Genomic DNA, 16949 nt, shown 5'->3' with positions numbered 1-16949 from the left:
CCGACCGCCCACCCCCCATCGGAATCAACGAGGATTCGGAGGCTGACACGTGACCTCGAGCCCGGCCACGCTGGCACCACCCGCCCGTCGCGGGCCCACCGCACGCACCCGCAGATCGCCACGACGTCACGACGTCTGGCTCGGCATCGCGGGCGTCGCGATCGTCCTGGGCGTCGCCGAGACGCTCTCGCGCACCGGCATCGTCAACCCAGCGTTCCTGCCGCCGGTGACCGAGATGTACGCGAAGCTGTTCGAGCTCCTGGGCGAGGGCGACTTCTGGCACGCGCTGGGCCTCACCGTCCGCGGCTGGGCCATCGGCCTCGCCGCCGCGATGGTCCTCGGCATCGTGCTCGGCTTCGTCATCGGCAGCGTCCCGTTCCTCCGGGCGTTCACCAGCTCGACCATCGAGTTCCTGCGTCCGATCCCGTCGGTCGCGCTCATCCCGCTGGTGGTGCTGCTCTTCGGCACCAAGCCGCAGTCGGCGTTCCTGCTGGTCGTCTACGCGGCGGTGTGGCAGGTGCTGGTGCAGGTCCTCTACGGCGTCGCCGACGTCGACCCGGTGGCCCGCGACACCGCCCGCTCGTACCGGTTCGGCCCCCTGCGCATCGCACGCTCGGTCATCTACCCCACCGCGCTGCCGTACATCATGACCGGGTTCCGGCTCGCGGCCGCCGTCGCGCTGATCCTCGAGATCACCGCCGAGCTGGTCATCGGCGTCCCCGGGCTCGGACGCGAGATCGGCGTGGCCCAGAGCTCGGCGGCCTACGCCGAGACGTACGCGCTCGTCATCGTCGTCGGGCTCATCGGAGTCGCGGTCAACCTTCTCGCCCGCCTGGTGGAGCGCAAGGCGCTCTGGTGGCACCCGTCCGTCAGGAGCGAACACTCGTGAACGTCGCCGGCCTCGCCCGCAGGACCCTCATGGTCCTCGGCCTCCCCGTCATCCTCCTCGCCGCCTGGTGGATCGCCTCCGCCGGCTCCACGAGCCCGTTCTGGCCGCCGCTGTCAAAGATCGTCGCGACGTTCCCCGACGTGTGGACGTGGGATCGGATCGTGGAGGACGTGTTCCCGAGCCTCGCGCGGCTCGGCATCGGCTTCGCCATCGCCGTCGTGGTGGGCGTCTCACTCGGCACGGCTATCGGGCTCATGCCGAGGCTGCGTGCCCTGTCCGAGCCGGTGCTCGAGTTCTTCCGGGCGATCCCGCCGCCGGTGATGGTCCCCATCATCGCGATCTTCGCCGGCTACACCGGGTGGCTCGGCAAGATCATCACGATCGCGCTCGGGTGCCTCTGGCCCATCCTGCTCAACACGGTCGAGGGCGTGCGCGGCCTCGAGCCGGTGCTCGGCGACACCGCCAAGAGCTACCACCTGAGCCCGTGGCGCCGCTTCGTCTTCGTGGTCCTGCCCGGCGCGAGCCCCCGCATCTTCGCGGGCGCCCGCCAGGCGCTGTCCATCGGCGTGATCCTCATGGTCATCTCGGAGCTGTTCGGCGCCAATGCCGGGATCGGCGCCGCGATCGTCCAGTTCCAGAGGAGCTTCGCCATCCCCCAGATGTGGACCGGCATCATCGTGCTCGGCCTCATCGGTGTCCTGCTCGCCGCCCTGTTCAAGGCCGTCGAGAACCGCATGCTCGCCTGGTACCTGGGCCAGCGTCAGATCGAGCGAGGAGAGTAAGCATGTCCTTCACCACCCCCCTGGTCGCGCGCCTCACGGAGCAGTCGCCCGCCGACGCCCCGCGCGACGAGGCCGTCGCCCTCGACCTGCGCGGCGTCCAGAAGACGTACGACACCCCCGGCCGTCCGCAGGTCGAGGCGATCCGCCACCTCGACTTCTCGATCCGCAAGGGCGAGCTCGTGTGCGTCGTCGGCCCCTCGGGTGCGGGCAAGACCACGCTGCTGCGGTCCATCGCGGGTCTGCTCGAGCTGACCGCCGGCGAGGTGGTGCTCGACGGCAAGGCGGTCACGGGTCCGCCGCTCGGCATGGCGGTGGTCTTCCAGGAGTACGGCCGCAGCCTCTTCCCGTGGATGACCGTCCGCCAGAACATCGAGCTGCCGCTCAAGGAGAAGGGCCTGGACAAGGCGGCGCGGCGCGAGAAGGTCAACCGTGCGCTCGAGGAGGTGGGCCTCACCGAGGCCGCCGACCAGCACCCCTGGCAGCTCTCGGGAGGCATGCAGCAGCGCGTCGCGATCGCCCGCGCGATCGCCTTCGAGCCGAGCGTGCTGCTCATGGACGAGCCCTTCGCCGCGGTCGACGCGCAGACGCGCGCCGAACTCGAGGACCTGGTCCGCTCGCTGTGGAAGCACCTCGGGGTCACCGTGCTCTTCGTCACCCACGACATCGACGAGGCGGTCTACCTGGGCGAGCGCGTCATCGTGCTGTCGAACCGCCCGACCGTGCTCATGGAGGACGTCATCGTGGACCTGCCGACGGAGCGCGACCAGCTCACCACGCGATCGCACCCCCACTTCGGCGAGCTGCGCGGCCATGTGTACTCGCTCATCCAGCGCGCCAAGCGCGGCGACCGCCCGGACGCGCCGCTGCCGGGGGCGTGACGTGGAGACCGTGATCCTCACCGACCCCCCGCGGCCGTCGCGCGAGACCGTCGAGGCCTTCGCGAGCATCGGCGTCGCGACGGTGCACGAGGCGATGGGGCGCACCGGCTCGATCTCCGCGCTGCGGCCCATCCAGCAGGGGGTGCGCGTCGCGGGCACCGCGGTGACCGTGATGAGCTGGCCCGGCGACAACCTCATGATCCACGCGGCGATCGAGCAGTGCGGTCCCGGCGACATCCTGGTGGTCACCACGCGCGAGCCGTCCTCGCACGGCATGTTCGGCGAGCTGTTCGCGACCGGGCTCCAGCGCCGCGGCGTGGTCGGCGCGCTCATCGACGCCGGGGCGCGTGACACGCAGGAGATGCGTGACATGGGCTTCCCGGTGTGGTCGCGCCACGTCAACGTCATGGGCACCGTCAAGAGCACGCCCGGGGCGATCAACGTGCCGATCGTTGTCGGCGGGCAGGTCATCGACGCCGGCGACATCGTCGTGGCCGACGACGACGGCATCGTCGTGGTGCCCCGCGAGGGCGCGGACGATGCGCTGGCGGCCTCGCGTGCGCGCCTCGCCAAGGAGGAGGCGACGCGTCAGGCGTTCCTGGGCGGCGAGCTGGGGCTCGACCGGTACGGGATGCGCCCCGTGCTCGCCGACCTGGGCGTGACGTACCGCCGCCACCCGGAGGCTGACGCGTCATGAGCGGCATCCCGTGCGCGCTCATGAGGGGCGGGACGTCGAAGGGCGGGCTCTTCCTCGCCGCGGACCTTCCCTCCGACGCGGCCGCGCGGGACGAGCTGCTGCTGCGGATCATGGGCAGCCCCGACCTCCGTCAGATCGACGGGCTCGGGGGCGCGCACCCGCTCACCAGCAAGGTGGGGGTGGTGTGCCTGTCCGCGGACCCGGACGCCGACATCGACTACCTGTTCCTCCAGGTCGCGGTCGACCGGCCGGTGGTGTCGACGTCGCAGACGTGCGGCAACATCCTCGCCGCGGTGGCGCCGTTCGCTATCGAGCGCGGGCTGGTGCCGGCGCTCGACGGGCGCACCGTGGTCCGCGTGCGCATGGTCAACACCGGCGCGATCGCCGCGCTGACGGTGCGCACGCCCGGAGGCGAGGTGACCTACCAGGGCGACGCGGAGATCTCCGGCGTGCCCGGCACCGCCGCCCCGATCGAGGTCGCGCTCGACCCCGCGGCAGGCGCGCTCCTGCCGACGGGCAACGCGATCGACCGGATCGCGGGCGTCGAGGCCACGCTCATCGACAACGGCATGGCGTCGGTGCTGGTCCGGGCTGCCGACCTGGGTCTCACGGGTGGCGAGGAGCCGGCCACCCTCGAGGGCGACCCTGAGGTGGTGCGCCGGGTCGCGGAGATCCGCGCGGCGGCCTTCCCGCTCATGGGCATCGAGGGGACGCCCGAGACGACCACGACCCCCAAGATCGTGCTGCTCTCGGCGCCGGCGGAGGGGGGCACTCTGCGCACCCGCAGCTTCATCCCGTTCCGCGTGCACGAGGCGATCGGCGTGCTCGGCGCGGCCTCCGTGGCGGCGGGCGCGCGCCTTGCCGGCACGGTCGCCGCCGGGCTGGCGCAGCTTCCGGAGGACGATGCGCCGCTGAGGATCGAGCACCCGACCGGCTTCCTCGACCTCTACGTCGATCCGGATCCGAGCGATCCGTCCCGCGTGGGCGAGTCCCGCGTGGTCCGCACCGCGCGGATGATCATGGACGGCTCCGTCCATCCCCGCCCCTGACCGACCCCGTCCCACCCCTCGTTCTCTAGGAGTCACCCGATGACGATGCCGCAGGGCCACATCGCCCACCTCGGCTACGCGCAGCTCAACACCCCCGACCTCGACGCGACGGTGTGGTTCTTCGAGAACATCCTCGGCATGACCGAGACGCGTCGCGTCGACGGGATGTCCTTCCTGCGCGCGTACGACGACTACGAGGAGTGCTCGATCGTCGCCGTGCAGGCACCCGCGGCCGGGGTGGGGCGCACGGCGTTGCGCGCGTCGAGCGAGCGCGCCCTCGAGGAGCGCGTGGTCGCGCTCCAGGACGCCGGGCGCGGCGGGCGCTGGGAGGACGGGATCGCGGGACGCGGGCGCACCTGGGTCACGGCCGACCCCGACGGGCATGAGCTCGCGCTCTACTACGACACCGTCTGGTACGAGGCGCCCGAGAACCTCGCTGCAGGCCTCAAGAACCAGGCGCAGGCCAAGCCCAACCGCGGCATCGGCGTGCGCCGCTTCGACCACATCAACTACCTCGCCGCGAGCCCCGCCGAGAACGCCGACTTCCACATGGAGCTGCTCGGAGCGAGGCCCACGGAGCAGATCCGCATGGAGGACGGCAGGATCGCGGCGAAGTGGCTCACCTTCGGCCAGAAGTCGTACGACGTGGTCTACACCGAGGACTGGACCGGGGCCAGCGGCCGCCTCCACCACCTCGCCTTCGCGACGGACACGCGCGAGGAGATCCTCCGCGCCGCGGACCTGTGCCTCGACCTTGGCGTCCACATCGAGACCGGCCCGCACAAGCACGCCATCCAGCAGACCTTCTTCCTCTACGTGTTCGAGCCCGGCGGCAACCGCATCGAGATGTGCAACCCGCTCACGCGCCTCGTGCTCGCGCCAGACTGGCCGCTCGTCACGTGGACCGAGCCCGAGCGCAAGCGCGGCCAGGCCTGGGGCCTGGGCACCATCGAGACCTTCCACACGCACGGCACGCCGCCCATGGAGGGGCAGGACACGCGGGTCTACCGCCCGACCGGGATGCTGGGCATGCGCCCCAGCGGGGACGCGCGCCGATGACCCGGGTCGCCCTCGTCGGGCTCGGTGAGGTGGGCCGCGTGTTCGCCGAGGACCTGCGTGCGCTCGGCGTGACGGACCTCTCCGCGTGGGACACCGCGTTCGCGGACGATGCCTCGCGCGCCTCGCGCAACGCCGCCGCGCTCGGGCTCGCGCCCGCCGGCTCGGCGGCCGAGGCCGTGGCGGGCGCCGACCTGGTGGTGTCCGCGGTGACGGCCATGAACTGCGTGCCCGCCGCATCGTCCGCCGCCGCCGGCATCGACGCCGGCGCGTGGTTCTTCGACCTCAACTCGAGCTCGCCCGGGCACAAGCGTGAGGCCGCCGACGCGATCCACGGCGCGGGCGGTCGCTACGTCGAGGCGGCGCTCATGTCGCCCATCGAGCCTCGCCGCCTCGCCTCGCCGTTCCTCCTGGGGGGACCGCACGCAGCGGGCTTCGGCCGGGCCGCCGCGGGCTTCGGCATGAGCGAGGCCCGGGTCGGCGCGCCCGAGATCGGGGTCGCGGCGGCGACCAAGCTGTGCCGCTCGGTGGTGGTCAAGGGGCTCGAGTCGTTGCTGTCGGAGTCGCTGCTCGCGGCGCGTGCGTACGGCGTCGAGGACCAGGTCCTCGCGTCGCTGTCCAACATCCTCCCCGAGGCCGACTGGGAGGCGATCGCCGGCTACTTCGTGTCGCGCTCGCTCCAGCACGGCGGGCGTCGCGCGGAGGAGATGGAGGAGGCCGCCGCGACGGTGGCCGATGCGGGCGTCGAGCCGTGGATGGCGCGCGCCACCGTGGAACGGCAGCGGTGGGCCGCCCGCTACGGCGACGTACTGCCGCAGCCGAGCACGCCCGCGTTGATCGACGCGGTGCGCGAGGCCGCCGGGCTCGCGGGGACCAGGACAGGGGAGGGCTCATGATCATCGACTGCCACGGGCACTACACGACCGCTCCGGCGGCGCATGCCTCCTGGAGGGACGCCCAGCTCGCCGCCTGGGAGGCGGGCACGGCGGCGCCCGCGTACCCGTCGATCTCCGACGAGGAGATCCGCGGGACCATCGAGTCCAACCAGCTGCGGCTCATCCGTGAGCGCGGTGCCGATGTCACGATCTTCTCGCCGCGGGCGTCTGTCATGGGCCACCACCAGGGCGACCTGTCGACGTCGATCGCGTGGACCGAGGCGTGCAACGACCTCATCGGACGCGTGGTGGGCCTGTTCCCTGGCACGTTCGTGGGGGTCGGGCAGCTGCCGCAGTCGCCGGGCGCGTCGCTCGACGCGTCGCTGCGCGAGATCGACCGCCGCGTGGGCGAGGGCTTCATCGGCTTCAACCTCAACCCCGACCCGTCGGGCGGGCATTGGACGGCCCCGCCGCTCACCGACCGCTACTGGTACCCGCTCTACGAGCGGCTGGTCGAGCACGACGTGCCCGCGATGGTCCACGTCTCCGCCTCGTCGAACGCGGCGTTCCACGCGACCGGGGCGCACTACATGAACGCGGACACCACCGCGTTCATGCAGCTGCTCCAGGGCGACCTGTTCGCGGACTTCCCGAGCCTGCGCCTCGTGATCCCGCACGGCGGGGGAGCGGTGCCGTACCACTGGGGCCGCTACCGCGGGCTCGCGGACATGCTGGGCAAGCCGTCGCTCGACACGCACCTCATGGGCAACGTGTTCTTCGACACGTGCGTCTACCACCAGCCCGGGATCGACCTGCTGCTGTCCGTGATCGACCACAGGAACGTGCTGTTCGGATCGGAGATGGTCGGCGCCGTGCGCGGCATCGACCCCACCACCGGACACTACTTCGACGACACCCTGCGCTACGTCGAGGCCGCCGCGCTCGCGCCCGAGGACCGGGAGGCGATCCTGTCCGGCAACGCCCTGCGCGTCTACCCCCGCCTGGAGGCGGCCCTCACCGCCCGCCAGTGACCCCGCCCTGACAGTGGCCGAACCTCCTGACAGTCACAACGGAATCGAGCGCGACACGCCGGTGAGCGGGGCCCTCGCGGGCGTGGACGCCGGGGTGTCGCGGTGAGATCCGTTGCAAGTGTCACGGGAAGGGTCTGGGTCCGAGGTCCGAGGCGGCGCGGGGTCACGCCGCATAGCGTGAACCGACCCAGGAGGACCCGTGACCGAGCACGCCCGCGCGCCCCGTGCCGCGTGGCTGGTGCTCGCCGCGGGCATGGCGCTCTACTTCGTCGCGATCGTCAACCGCACCGCGCTCGGGGTGGCGGGCGTGGCGGCGCTCGACCGGTTCGGGATCGAGGCGGCGTGGCTGTCGGTGCTCGCGGTCGCGCAGGTGGCCGCGTACGCAGCGCTCCAGCTGCCCGCCGGCGCGCTGCTCGACCGCTGGGGCGCGCGACGCCTCATGATCGGCGGGGCCCTGCTCATGGCGCTCGGGACGGCGCTGCTCGCGCTCACCGCGAGCCTGCCGCTCGCGATCGTCGCGCGCGTGCTCATCGGGGCAGGCGACGCGCCGATCTTCATCTCCGCGTGCCGCCTCATCCCGCTGTGGTTCCCCGCCAGGCGTGTGCCAGTGCTGGTGCAGACCACCGGGCTGGTGGGTCAGGCCGGTCAGCTCGCGACCTCGCTCCCGGTCGCGTGGCTCCTGCGCGACCTGGGCTGGAGCGCCACGTTCGGGGTGCTCGCGGGCGCCACGCTCGCGGTGGCCGCGCTCGCCGCGCGCAGCATCCGCGTGCCCGTCGCCGCGGGTACGGCCGCGACGCCGTCCGTCCGCGCATCGTCCCTACGCGAGTCGATCCGCGACGCCACCCGCCCCGCCGGCACGCGGCTGGGCTTCTGGACGCACTTCCTGTCGCTGTGCTCGGCGAACACGGTCGCGCTGCTGTGGGGCGTGCCGTTCTTCGTCACCACGCAGGGGCTGGACCTCGGGCAGGCGAGCGCGCTGCTCATGGTGATCACGCTCACCAAGATGGCCGCGGGCCCGCTCGCGGGCGCCTTCACCGCGCGGCACCCGCTGCGGCGCAGCTGGCTGGTGCTCGGCTCGGCCGTCGCGACGCTCGCGGCGTGGGTCGCGATCCTCGCGCCGTCGACCCCGCGCCCGACGTGGGAGCTGGCCATCCTCATGGCCGTGATCGGCGCGGGAGGCCCGGTGTCGCTCATCGCCCTCGACTACGCGCGCACGTTCGGGCCGGAGCGCGCGATGGGCACCGCGACCGGCTTCGTCAACGTCGGCGGCTTCGTGTCGACCATCCTCGGCATCGTGCTCGTGGGCGTCGCGCTCCAGCTCGCGTCGCCGCCGGGGGCGACGGAGTACACGCTGGGGGAGTACCGCATCGCGTTCGCGACGCTGCTCCTCCCGTGGGTCATCGGGGTCGGCGGGGTCCTGCGCAACCGGCGGCTCACGCGCGCCGCGATGGCGCGCGGGGGAGTGGTGGTGCCGCCGCTGCGCGAGGCGCTCAGGCGCCTCCGATAAGGGACGATGGTGACGATCACATCGCCGGTTTGACGTGGAGGCCGGGGCGGTCCCACAATCCTCGCAACAGTGCGTGTCGGCTGCACAAGTCGGCGCGCACTGTCCTTTTTCCCGGGCGCCGACGGGGCCCTCGCCCGGTTGCTCCTGGTAGGTCCGTTTGGTCCGCGACCCGCGCGCCGCGGCGGGGCTCCGACGGCGGCGTGGTGTGCTGAGCCGCCGTGACCTGACCGTTACCGTAGGACGGTGGTCGACTACATCGGGCGCGCGCTCGTCGCGGACGCCCTGCGCGAATGGAGGGAGCAGCTCCAGCAGCTCGCGTCCGTCTCACCCCTGCGCGATCTCGCGGCGAGCGAGACCACGCTCGTCGACCTGCGCGGATCGCACCCGGGCGGCCTCGCCCCCCTGTTCGCCGGCCGCGCCACGTCGCTCGCCTCGCTGATCCGCGACCCCGAGCACTACGCCCAGGCGCTCCACCGCGTGCGCGTCATCCGCGAGAACGCGGACCGCGTCAAGGCGGCCACGGGCGTGTGGACCGCCGCGATGGTGATAGGCACCGTCACGTGGACGGAGGACGGGCGTCGCCGCGAGATGCCGCTCGTGATGCGGCCCCTGCACTTCGAGCCCGCCCGCCAGGGCGACGTGCTCCTCACGATGCTCGACCAGGTCGCCGTCAACCCCGTGTTCGTCGCCGAGGCGCGCGAGCGCGGCGCCGGGGCCGGCCTGCCCGCCGTCACCCCGGCCGCGGGTCCGGGCGTGGAGTTCGACCCGCGCCCGCTGTGGCAGCACGTTCGCACGCTGGGCGACTTCTTCCCCGACATCGACGTGGTGGACCGTCTCTTCGTGGGAGCGTTCGACGACCCGGAGCAGCGCCTGCTCGACGACCTCGACGACATGGACGCCGTCATCGGCGCGTCCGACGTGCTCGCCGCCACCGCGGGCGACCGCGAGGCTCAGGCCATGCTCGCGCAGCCGCTGCCGGCGTTCCCGGTGGGCGATCGCGACCCGTTCGCCGAGCGCGGCGTCGGCGACCTCGACGACGCGGGCTTCGCGGCGCTCGACCTCATCGCGACGGGCCGCTCGGTGTTCCTCCAGGCGCCGCCCGGATCCGATCCCGCGGGCACCGTGGCCGCGATCGTGGCCGATGCGGCGGCCTCGGGCCGCGCCGTGATGGCCGTGGGCGGCACCGAGCAGGCGGCCCGCACCGTGGCCCGTCGGCTCGACCGCGTGGGCGCCGCGGATGCGTACGTGTCGGGTGCCGTCGGCTCGTGGAACGAGACCGCGCGCCGCCGCCTCCTCACCTCGATGACGATGGGCATCGACGAGGTCGACGACGAGGCCCTGCGCGGCGCCGGCGAGGCGCTGCTCGCCGCCCGCCACGAGCTCCAGGGGCGCATCGACGCCCTCCACCGCCCGCATCGTCCCTGGGACGTGAGCGCCTACGACGCCGTGCAGGCCGTGGTGCGGCTCATCTCCACCGCTCCCGCGCCGCAGACCCAGCTGCGGCTCGGGCCCGAGGCCGCCGCGCTGGTGGCCGAGCATGGCTTCGCGTCGGTCGCGCACGCCATGGTCGAGCGGCTGCGACCCGAGAGCGCCGCCGAGGCGCCCGAGCCCGAGCCGGAGCCGGTCGCGACCACGCTCGTGCCGTGGTGGTCGGCGGTCACCGATGACCCGGCGGAGGGGGCGCGGCTCGACGAGGCGCTCGCGACTCTCGTGGTGCGCCACCTGCCTAAGATGCGCGCCGAGGCGCAGATCGCGGCCCACGAGACGGGCATGGACGAGGCGCCGACCATCGCCGCCTGGGCGGATCAGGTGGGGCTGTTCACCGACCTCCGCGTCACGCTCGAGATCTTCTCGCCCGCCGTGTTCCACCGATCGCTGCACGATCTGGTGGCGGCGACGGCACCCCCCGGCACCCCGCAGGCAGGCGAGCTCGCCCGCCGCGACCGTCGCGCGCTGCGCCGGCGCGCCGTCGAGCTGCTGCGCCCGGGCCGCAGCAAGGACGACCTCCACCAGCACCTGGTCGCGGCCCACGCGCAGGCCTTGCGGTGGCGCGCGCACTGCTCGGCCGGCGGCTGGCCCGTGGTGCCGGACGACTTCGACCTCTACTCGGACCGCATCGACCAGGTGCTGCGCCTGTGGTCGCGCATCGCGGTGCCCGTGGCGACCGTGTCGGGCGAGCCCGAGCTGCTCGACCAGCCCTGGGATCGCGTGCGCGAGATCCTCGAGCATCTCGCCGAGGGCGTGCCCGGCACCCTCGAGGCCGCGGAGACCCTCCCGGTCGAGCGCAACCTCGAGGACGCGGGGCTCGCGCCGCTGCTCGCGGAGCTGCGTGCGCGCGAGGCGGCACCGGAGCAGGTCCGCCGCGACCTCGAGTTCGCGTGGTGGGCGTCCGCCTTCGATGCGATCGTCTCGGCCGACTCCCGCCTCACCGAGGAGGGGGCGATGGGCCGCGTGGTCGAACGCTTCCTCGTGTGCGACCGCGAGTTCGCGGACTCGCGCGTCGGGCCGCTCATGCGCGCCGTCGCGGAGCGCCGTCGCCTCGCGATCGCGCGCCACCCGGAGTCCGCGCGAGACCTCTTCGCGACCCTGGTCGAGGGCGCCGACGCGCCGTACCGCGAGCTGTGGCGCGCCCACCCGACGCTGGTGACGGCGCTGCGGCCCGCGGTCGTCGCGACCGCCGAGCAGGTGTCGCGGCTCGCCCCGCCGTCACGATGCGTCGACCTCGCCGTCGTGTTCGGCGCCGAGTCGCTCGCGCTCGCCGAGACCGTGCCCACCCTGGCGCGCGCGCGCCAGGTGGTGGTCGTGGGCGACGGCGAGTCCGCCACCCGCAGCGCCGTCACCGCACTGTCGCGCCTGCTCCCGCGCCTGCCCCTGCACGCGATCCCGCAGCCGCGCGATCCGCGCGTCACGGGCGTGCTCGGCACGCTCGCGTACGGGCGTGCGCTGAGCTCCCTGCCGTCCGCCGGGCATCCGCATGCGCTCGCCGTCACCGTGCTCGACGCGCGCGGCACCGCCGTCGCCGGCGAGCGTGCCGTCGAGTCCACGCGCGCGGAGGTGACCGCCGTCATCGAGCACGCGGACCGCGTGGTGCACTCGATGCCCCGGCGCACGCTCGCGGTCGTCGCGGGCAACGAGCTTCACGCCGCGCGCCTGCGCGAGGCCCTCGAGGACCGGGGCGCACGTCTCGCGGAGTCGGTCGACGTGGTGACGCTCGGCAACGCGGCCGGCCTCGACGTCGACGAGGTCATCCTCACGCTCGGCTACGCCCGGGACGCCGACGGCACCCTGCCCGCGCGGCTCGGCGTGCTGTCCGAGGAGGCGGGCGCGCACGCCCTCGCCCAGGCGCTGGTCGCGACGCACGAGGGCGTGACCGTGGTGACCGCGCTCGGCGTGGACGATCTGGCGGCCGTCGCCGAGGGCTCCGACACCGAGGGCGTCGACGGGCTCCGCGACCTCCTGGTCGCCTCGGACGGCGAGCCCGTCCCGGCCGAGCGGCCCGAGCCGGCGCCGGGCGACTGGCTGCTCGCCGACATCGCCGGCCGGCTGCGCGCCCAGGGCTATGCCGTCCACGTGCGCTACGGCGCGGGCGCCGACGCGATCCCGCTCGTGGTCGGCGGGCGTCACGATCGCGGCTACAGCGTCGCGGTGGTGACCGACGAGGCGGCGCGGCTGGGCGGCGCGAGCGTCCGCGACCGCATGCGTCACCAGTTCGCGAGCCTCGAGGCGCTCGGCTGGGTGGTCGTGTCGCTGTGGACGCTCGACGTGTTCATGGACCCCGAGGCGGCGGTCGCCGCCATCGTCGACGCCGTGGAGAGCCAGCGCGCGCCGCTCGTGTGGGAGCAGCCCTCGCTCGACCTCGGCGTCGAGACGTCGGCGATCCGCGTGCCGCACGAAGAGGTCTTCGACCTCGACGCGGTCTCGGAGGTGCTCGAGGACGATGCGACGGCCGAGGACGAGCCCGAGGCGGAGTCCCCGCCGGTCGAGGCCCCCGACGTGACGCTCGGGATCTCGGTGATGCTCGCCGAGCAGATCCTCGCCGACAAGGTCGAGACCCGCGCGCTGGCGGTCCAGCAGGAGCTCGACCTCGACGCGCTCGACGTCGAGGCGCAGGATGAGGAGATGACGGACCCCACGATCCCCGAGGACGCCTTCGACGAGCCGGAGATCGAGCCGGAGGCCGACGCGGCCGAGGAGCAGGTGGAGGAGCCGGAGGCCGACGACGCCGAGCCCCAGGCGCCCGAGGCGACCCCTGCATCGTCCACCCCGGTCATCCGCCCGGCGTCACGCGCGGCGGGACGCCCGCTCATCCCGACGCGGGCGAGCGAGGACCTCGACGAGGGCTGGGGCGGGTCGCACGGCGGCTCGAGCCGCGACGACGAGATCAGGCGCGAGAAGCCGCCGCACTGGTGAGCGCGCTCCGGCGCGGGTGAGCCGCGTCAGGAGGCGCTGGACGAGGCCTTCGACTCCGAGCGGGAGTCGGTGCGGTAGAAGCCCGAGCCCTTGAAGGTCACGCCGACGGCGCCGAAGCGCTTGCGCACGGGCGCGGTGCACTCGGGGCACTCGGTGAGGGCGGCGTCGTGGATGGACTGGACCGCATCGAACGCGTGGTCGCACGCGGTGCACGCGTAGGAGTACGTAGGCATGCGGGCCATTCTACGCGGGCAGCGCGTGTGCCCCCTCGGGGGTGATCACCATGTCGACGCCCAGGTCGTGGCGTTCGCGCGGCAGGGGGTCGCTCACGCCGTCGCGAACCTCGTTCGCGAAGGTGAGCGCGATCACCGGCGTGCTGGGGCGGGCCTCCATGAGCGCGCGGTCGTACCAGCCGCCTCCCTGGCCCAGGCGCGTGCCGGTCGTGTCGACGGCGAGCGCGGGCACCACGATGACGTCCGCCTCGGCCAGGGTCTCGGAGGGGAGGAAGTCGCCGCTCGGCTCCGGCGGCCGGCCCGGCGCGCGCTCGACCAGGTCCTCGACGCCGCGGTAGACGCCCCATCCGCGCTGGAGGCCGTCGCCGAGCAGCGGGACGAGGACGCGCACGCCGCGTCGGTGGAGCGCCTCGATGAGCGGCCCCGTGCCGGGTTCGTGAGGACGGGAGGCGTAGACAGAGACGCAGCGCGCCTGCTGGATCGAGGTCAGCGCGAGCACATGGTCGCGAAGAGCGGCGGCCGCCTCGTGGCGCCGCCGCTCGCTCCGCTGGAGCCTCTCACGTCGGATCTCTGCCCTGAGGTGCGCCTTCGCCTCGTCCGGTTCGAGTGCGCGCACAGAGCTGTCGGACATCGGCGTCATGGGATCCATTGTGCCAAAGTTCGGTAAATCTTTGTTCCACCCTCGGGCATGTCCTTAGGCTTCGCACATGCATCGTCCAGGAGGAGAGCTGCTCTCCCGCACCCTCGACCAGCACCGTGACGCGCTCACCCGGGCGCTCGCCCCGATCCCGCCGCTAACGGTCCTGGTGGGCGATGCCGCGGGGGCCACGCTGGTCGAGCCGCTCATCGCGACCGCCGCCGTCCCCACGCATGATGTCGCCTCGTGGGACGGCTACGCGGTGCGCGCCGCGGACGTGCCGCTCGCTCCGAGCCTCCCCGTGGCGCACGAGGTCTCCTTCGCCGACCGCGGTCCCCGCCGGCACCTGCCCGGCACCGCGGCGAGGCTCGCCTCGGGCATGGCGATGCCGGTGGGCGCCGATGCGGTGGTGCCGCTCGCCGCGACCGACGGCGGCATCGCGCGCGTGGCGATCTCCGGCACGGTCGCCTCCGGCACGGGCATCCGGCGCGCGGGCGCCGACGCCGAGTCCGGCCGCCTGCTCGTGCCCGCGGGACGGCGCCTGGGCGGCCGCGAGCTCGCGCTCGCCGCCTCGCTCGGGCACGCGCGCCTCACGGTGCGTCCCGTGCCTCGCGTGGTGGTGCTCGCCACCGGCGGCGAGCTCGTCGACGCCGGGTCCGGGCGTCCGGGCGTGCCGGAGGCGACGGCCCACCTCGTGGCCGTCGCGGCGCGCAACGCGGGAGCGCAGGCCTTCCGCGTGGGACCCGTGGCGGACGATGCTCGCACGCTGCGCACCGCGCTCGAGGATCAGCTGGTGCGCGCCGACCTCCTCATCGTCACGGGCGGGCTGAGCGGCGGCCAATCCGACACGGTCGTGGACGTGCTGCGCAGCCTGGGCACGGTGGATGATGTCGCGCTCGCGTTCGCGCCCGGCCCGCACCACGCGTTCGCGATGCTGGGCGAGGACGGGGCCCGTCAGGTGCCCACCATCGCGCTGCCCGGCTCGCCGGTCGCGGCCGCGCTCGCCTTCGAGGCGTACGTGCGGCCCGCGCTGCGCCGGATGTGCGGCTTCACCGAGGCGGTGCGTCCGGGGGTGCGGGCGCGCCTCGACCGCGGCTGGTCGTCGCCCGCCGGCGTGACGCAAGCCGTGCCCGTGTGCCTCGGCATCGACCGCGAGGGGACCGTGACGGCCACGCCGGCCTGCGAGCCGGGCGACGTCACGCTCGCGGCGCTCGGCGACGCGGACGGGATCGCGTGGGTCGAGGCCGCCACCACCGAGGTCCGGGCGGGCGACGTCATGCGCTGCAGCGTGTGGGACGACTGATGCCGCGCGACCCCGAGCTCGCGAGCGACGGGGTGCTGCTGCGCGCGCTGCGCCCGCGCGACGAGGCGGAGTGGATGGACCTCCGCGCCCGCAACCGCGACTGGCTGCGGCCCTGGGAGGCGACGCTGCCACCCGAGGGGCGCGCCTCGGACATGTCGTTCCGCGCGTTCACCCGCCTCGAGCGGCGCCAGCGCCGCGAGCTCACGGCGCTGCCCTTCGCCCTCGTGGTCGACGGCGCGCTCGTGGGCCGGGTCGCGGTGGCGGGCATCCAGTGGGGCGCGCAGCGCTCGGCGTCCCTCGGCTACTGGATCGACCAGCACCACGCCGGTCGCGGCATCGTCACGCGCGGCGCCGCGCTCGCGGCGACGTATGCGTTCGGGGTGGGACTGCATCGTCTCGAGATCGCGATCCGCCCGGAGAACGGCGCGAGCCGCCGCGTCGCGGAGAAGCTGGGCTTCACCGAGGAGGGGCTGAGGCGCTCGTACCTCTACATCGACGGCGGCTGGCGGGACCACGTGATCTTCGCCAGGACTCAAGACGAGCCGCGCATCGGTCGATATTGGGACGTCGACGGCTGACACGCCGCGCGCCCTCCGCGTGTCGCGGCCCCGGCGGCCGTACCGTCGTGCCATGCCTCCCGCTGGACTGCTCGCGATCATCGCCCTGGGTATGGTGCTCGCCTATGTCATCCCCCAGCGGATCCGCGAGCGCGGGGACTACGCGCTCGTGCGGACCGAGGACCGCTACTCCGCCGAGATGCGGGTGGTGAAGACCACCGCCGAGCGCGTCAAGCGGGCCGTGTCCCGCGCGTCCTCCGACGCGGCCGAGGTCCCCCTGCTGGTCACCGGTGCCGTCCGCGCCTCCATCGCGAGCCTCGGGGCGGACTCGATGTCGCGGCCCGCCGGCCCGATCGACAAGGCCGCGACCTCCGCCCAGCGTCAGCTCATCGCGATGCGCACCGACCGCGCCTCGGCCCTCGCCGAGCGCAAGGCCCGCGCGCGTCGCCGCGCCCGTGTCGCGCTCGGCGCGGGCGCTCTCGCGGCCACGTCGTGGGTGCTCGTGCCGTTCACCGCCGTGCCCGCCGTCGTCGGCGCGATCATGACCGCGCTGTTCGCCGGCGTGGTCGTCTTGGGCGCCCGCGCCGCCGCCGCTCAGCGTCGCGTCGACGCGCGACTCGCCCTGGTCGCGCGCGAGGTCGGTGCGGCCGCGACCGCCACGCAGGCGCTGCGCAAGGTCACGCGCGAGCGCGCCGCCGGCCTCGACTCGCAGCCCTCCGACGTGGCCACGCAGGCCATCAAGGTGGTCACGTCCGCGGACATCGCGCCGCTGTCGGTGCCCGTGCCCGTGGTCGAGCGCCCCGTGGTCGAGGCGCCTGCGGTCGAGGAGTCCGCCGCGTGGAGCCCGCGCGAGCTCCCGGCCCCCAGCTACACGCTCAAGGCGGAGGTGCGCCAGGCGCAGGCCCGTCCCCTCGAGGACGGCGACATCGCCGCAGCCTCGTACCGCGAGGACGCTCGCGCCCAGGCGCCCGAGACCGGGTCGCTCGACTCAATCCTCGCGCGCCGCCGCTCCGCCTCCGCGTAACCCTCCCGCGGACACTTCCGG

The 16949-nt window shown here is 73.9% G+C and carries 15 protein-coding genes; 13 read left to right on the top strand and 2 right to left on the bottom strand.

From position 1 onward, the window contains the following. The first annotated feature begins 49 nt into the window (after positions 1 to 49). The 10 genes from AOM09_RS09930 to AOM09_RS09885 all read left to right on the top strand — a co-directional run bounded on the left by AOM09_RS09930 (position 50) and on the right by AOM09_RS09885 (position 13174). Positions 50 to 889: an ABC transporter permease gene (locus AOM09_RS09930; protein ID WP_082099017.1), complete on the top strand. Its 840-nt coding sequence runs from the start codon at positions 50 to 52 to the stop codon at positions 887 to 889. Further along, positions 856 to 1671, top strand: a complete 816-nt coding sequence (locus tag AOM09_RS09925) for an ABC transporter permease (RefSeq protein ID WP_228375114.1) — start codon at positions 856 to 858, stop codon at positions 1669 to 1671. The genes AOM09_RS09930 and AOM09_RS09925 overlap by 34 nt, the downstream gene beginning before the upstream one ends. Positions 1672 to 1673: 2 nt before the next feature. After that, positions 1674 to 2549: an ABC transporter ATP-binding protein gene (locus tag AOM09_RS09920; RefSeq protein WP_082099016.1), complete on the top strand. Its 876-nt coding sequence runs from the start codon at positions 1674 to 1676 to the stop codon at positions 2547 to 2549. A gap of 1 nt (position 2550) precedes the next feature. Then, complete coding sequence (locus AOM09_RS09915) at positions 2551 to 3246, top strand: 4-carboxy-4-hydroxy-2-oxoadipate aldolase/oxaloacetate decarboxylase (RefSeq protein WP_062387619.1); 696 nt, start codon at positions 2551 to 2553, stop codon at positions 3244 to 3246. Beyond that, the gene (locus AOM09_RS09910; protein WP_062387615.1) at positions 3243 to 4295 is read left to right on the top strand and encodes a PrpF domain-containing protein; all 1053 of its coding nucleotides are present in this window, start codon (positions 3243 to 3245) and stop codon (positions 4293 to 4295) included. Before AOM09_RS09915 ends, AOM09_RS09910 begins: the two co-directional genes overlap by 4 nt. A 39-nt stretch (positions 4296 to 4334) precedes the next feature. Next, entirely contained in the window at positions 4335 to 5354 is a 1020-nt protein-coding gene (locus AOM09_RS09905; protein ID WP_082099014.1) for a VOC family protein, read from the top strand. Continuing rightward, positions 5351 to 6247, top strand: coding sequence for an NAD(P)-dependent oxidoreductase (locus tag AOM09_RS09900; RefSeq protein WP_062387612.1), 897 nt, complete (start codon positions 5351 to 5353; stop codon positions 6245 to 6247). The genes AOM09_RS09905 and AOM09_RS09900 overlap by 4 nt, the downstream gene beginning before the upstream one ends. Then, positions 6244 to 7257 carry an amidohydrolase family protein gene (locus tag AOM09_RS09895; protein WP_062387609.1) on the top strand — a complete coding sequence of 338 codons (1014 nt, stop codon included), beginning with the start codon at positions 6244 to 6246 and terminating at the stop codon, positions 7255 to 7257. The genes AOM09_RS09900 and AOM09_RS09895 overlap by 4 nt, the downstream gene beginning before the upstream one ends. 199 nt (positions 7258 to 7456) lie before the next feature. Beyond that, a complete protein-coding gene (locus AOM09_RS09890) occupies positions 7457 to 8764 on the top strand; it encodes an MFS transporter (protein WP_228375113.1) in 1308 nt (435 codons plus the stop codon). A gap of 243 nt (positions 8765 to 9007) precedes the next feature. Then, positions 9008 to 13174, top strand: coding sequence for a PDDEXK-like endonuclease domain-containing protein (locus AOM09_RS09885; RefSeq protein WP_062387606.1), 4167 nt, complete (start codon positions 9008 to 9010; stop codon positions 13172 to 13174). 26 nt (positions 13175 to 13200) lie between these two features. Here AOM09_RS09885 and AOM09_RS09880 read toward each other — a convergent pair whose 3' ends face one another. Beyond that, positions 13201 to 13407: an FmdB family zinc ribbon protein gene (locus AOM09_RS09880; protein WP_082099045.1), complete on the bottom strand. Its 207-nt coding sequence runs from the start codon at positions 13405 to 13407 to the stop codon at positions 13201 to 13203. A gap of 10 nt (positions 13408 to 13417) precedes the next feature. Next, positions 13418 to 14047, bottom strand: a complete 630-nt coding sequence (locus AOM09_RS09875; protein ID WP_062387603.1) for a 5-formyltetrahydrofolate cyclo-ligase — start codon at positions 14045 to 14047, stop codon at positions 13418 to 13420. Between the two features lie 67 nt (positions 14048 to 14114). Between AOM09_RS09875 and AOM09_RS09870 the strand changes: the two genes are divergently transcribed. From AOM09_RS09870 to AOM09_RS09860, 3 genes are read left to right on the top strand one after another with little or no spacing between them, the layout of a single operon-like run. Continuing rightward, positions 14115 to 15347 carry a molybdopterin molybdotransferase MoeA gene (locus AOM09_RS09870; RefSeq protein WP_062387600.1) on the top strand — a complete coding sequence of 411 codons (1233 nt, stop codon included), beginning with the start codon at positions 14115 to 14117 and terminating at the stop codon, positions 15345 to 15347. After that, positions 15347 to 15925: a GNAT family N-acetyltransferase gene (locus AOM09_RS09865; protein WP_228375112.1), complete on the top strand. Its 579-nt coding sequence runs from the start codon at positions 15347 to 15349 to the stop codon at positions 15923 to 15925. Before AOM09_RS09870 ends, AOM09_RS09865 begins: the two co-directional genes overlap by 1 nt. 52 nt (positions 15926 to 15977) lie before the next feature. Further along, positions 15978 to 16928 carry a hypothetical protein gene (locus AOM09_RS09860; RefSeq protein WP_156162325.1) on the top strand — a complete coding sequence of 317 codons (951 nt, stop codon included), beginning with the start codon at positions 15978 to 15980 and terminating at the stop codon, positions 16926 to 16928. Positions 16929 to 16949: the final 21 nt, after the last annotated feature.

The organism is Demequina iriomotensis, assembly GCF_000971395.1.
Taxonomy (GTDB): Bacteria; Actinomycetota; Actinomycetes; order Actinomycetales; family Demequinaceae; genus Demequina; species Demequina iriomotensis.
The sequence above is the reverse complement of the archived record's forward strand: the minus strand, read 5'-3'. Positions and strand labels throughout refer to the sequence as shown.